The 2,286-nt window shown below is 72.7% G+C and carries 1 protein-coding gene and 1 pseudogene; both read right to left on the bottom strand.

Annotated elements, in window-relative coordinates:
• Positions 1-185, bottom strand: a pseudogene (locus ACY5KJ_RS12610) (CTP synthase); the annotation flags it as partial.
• 194 nt (positions 186-379) lie between these two features.
• Positions 380-2,134, bottom strand: a complete 1,755-nt coding sequence (gene recN / locus ACY5KJ_RS12605) for a DNA repair protein RecN (RefSeq protein ID WP_462188287.1) — start codon at positions 2,132-2,134, stop codon at positions 380-382.
• Positions 2,135-2,286 lie beyond the last annotated feature (152 nt).

The following is a 2,286-nucleotide window of genomic DNA, read 5'->3' as shown; positions in this document are numbered from 1 at the left end:
CCGTGCTGGAACGGGTTCATCGTCCCCGGGTCCACGTTGAGGTAGGGGTCGAGCTTCTGCATCGTGACGCGGAGTCCACGAGCCTTGAGGAGTCGACCGAGGCTCGACGCGGTCAGTCCCTTGCCGAGACTGGACGCGACCCCGCCGGTGACGAAGATGTGTTTGGTGATATGCGCCTGACCCACCCGAAGCTCCCGTGGTTACGCCGCCGGTCCGGCCCCGGCGCCTCCACGGGACTTCACGGTAACAGCTCCCCCACACGACGCCTCCAGCGCAATGCGGGGACTCTGCCATAAGGGTGAGTCAGGGCCCTCGGTTATCACCTTCGGTGACTCCCTGGACCACCGCAGGATGCCCGGCCTCCCCGACCGCGGTGGCACTACGGCAGCGCCTTGTCGGCCGCCGCGGCGGCGAGCAGCTCCTCGGCGTGCCCACGGGCCAGCGGGCTCTCCTCCTGGCCGGCAAGCATCCGGGAGAGTTCCCGCACCCGGCCGGCGTCGTCGAGCGTGACGACCCCACTGCGGGTGACCGATCCGTCGTCGGCCTTGTGGACCACCAGATGACGGTCCGCAAAGGCGGCGACCTGCGGCAGATGGGTGATACAGATCACTTGATGAGTGCGGGCGAGACGGGCGAGGCGCCGGCCGATCTCCACCGCGGCCCGACCGCCGACCCCGGCGTCCACCTCGTCGAAGACCATGGTCGAACCGGTGTCGGCGGCGGCGAGGACGACCTCGATCGCGAGCATAACCCGGGACAGCTCACCGCCCGACGCGCCTTTCTGGACCGGCCGCGGCGGCGCCCCGGGATGCGGGATCAGCCGCAGCTCCACGTCGTCGACGCCGAACGGTCCAAACGCGACGACCCGCAGGCCGACCGGCAGACCGGCCGGATCGTCGCGCTGCGACACGGCGGCCTCCACCCGGGCCCGGGGCATCGCGAGCCCGGCGAGCTCGGCGGCGACCGCCGCACCGAACCGGGCCGCCGCCTTGGTCCGGGCGTCGCTGACCTCCTCGGCGAGCCGGGCCAGCTCGGCGGTCAGGCTGTCCCGCCGGACGGTGAGCGCCTCGACGCTGTCCCCGGCGCCGTCGAGTTCCAGCAGCCGGCGCCCAGCCTGGTCCGCCCAGGCCAGCACGCCGTCGATGCCGGTACCGTGCGCCCGGGTCAGGCTGGTGAGGGCGGCCTTACGCGCCTGGGCGTCGGCGAGGCGCACCGGGTCGGCATCGATGCCCTCCGCGTAGGAGGCGAGGTCCGCGGCGACGTCGGTGAGTAGCATCCCCACCTCCGTGAGCCGCACGCCGAGAGCGGCGAGCTCGGCGTCGAGGGCGGACTCGCCGGCGATGATCCGCTGGGCCGCGGCCACCAGATCGACCGCACCGGGCTCGTCCGACCCGGTGGCCGGATCGCTCATCAGCGCGGCGTGCGCGGTCCGCGCCGCCCGCACCAGGGTCTCCACATGCTCCAACCTGGTCAGCTCGGCGTCGAGGATGACGTCCTCACCAGGGCCGGGGGCGACCCGTTCCACCTCGTCCAGGCCGAGGCGCAGCAGCTCCGCCTCCTGCTCGCGTTCACGCACCCGGTCGGTGATCTCGGCGAGCCGCCGACTGACCCGGGTCAGCTCCCGGTACACACCGCCGTAGCGGGCCAACGGCCCGGCGACGGCGGAACCGGCGAACCGGTCCAACGCGTCACGCTGGGTGGACGGCTTGAGCAGGCGCTGTGCCTCGGACTGGCCGTGCACGGCGATCAGCTCCTCGGCGATCTCGGCGAGGACACTCGCCGGGACCGAGCGGCCCGCGACCTGCGCCCGGGACCGGCCCTCCGCGGTCAGGGTCCGACCGACGACGAGGACAGCGCCGCCCGGATCCTCGTCGAGGTCGCCGCCGACTTCGCGGACCCGGGCCGCGACAGCCGACTCGGCACCGATGACGAGCCGACCCTCGACGAAGGCGCGATCGACCCCCGGCCGGACCAGACCGTAATCCGCCCGCCCGCCGGTGAGCAGCCCCAGCCCCTGGACAATCATGGTCTTGCCGGCTCCGGTCTCGCCGCTTACCACGGTGAGGCCGGGAGCAAGGTCGAGGGCGGCGTCGTCGATGACCCCGAGGCCGCGGATGCGAATCTCCTCGAGCACGCCCCGAACTCTAGCGTCACCAGAACGGAGGCCGATATCGCAGAGGCGGAAGATCCGCCACCGCTGCCGCCGCGTCGCGGCGAAGCCCCCCGACGATCATCCCAGGAAGCTCGCCGAAGGCGAGCTAACGGAAACCCCGAACGGCGCCCTAG

It is taken from the genome of Frankia sp. CcWB3 (genome assembly GCF_977927595.1).
Note: the sequence above shows the minus strand (reverse complement) of the source record. Positions and strands in the feature narration are given on the sequence as shown.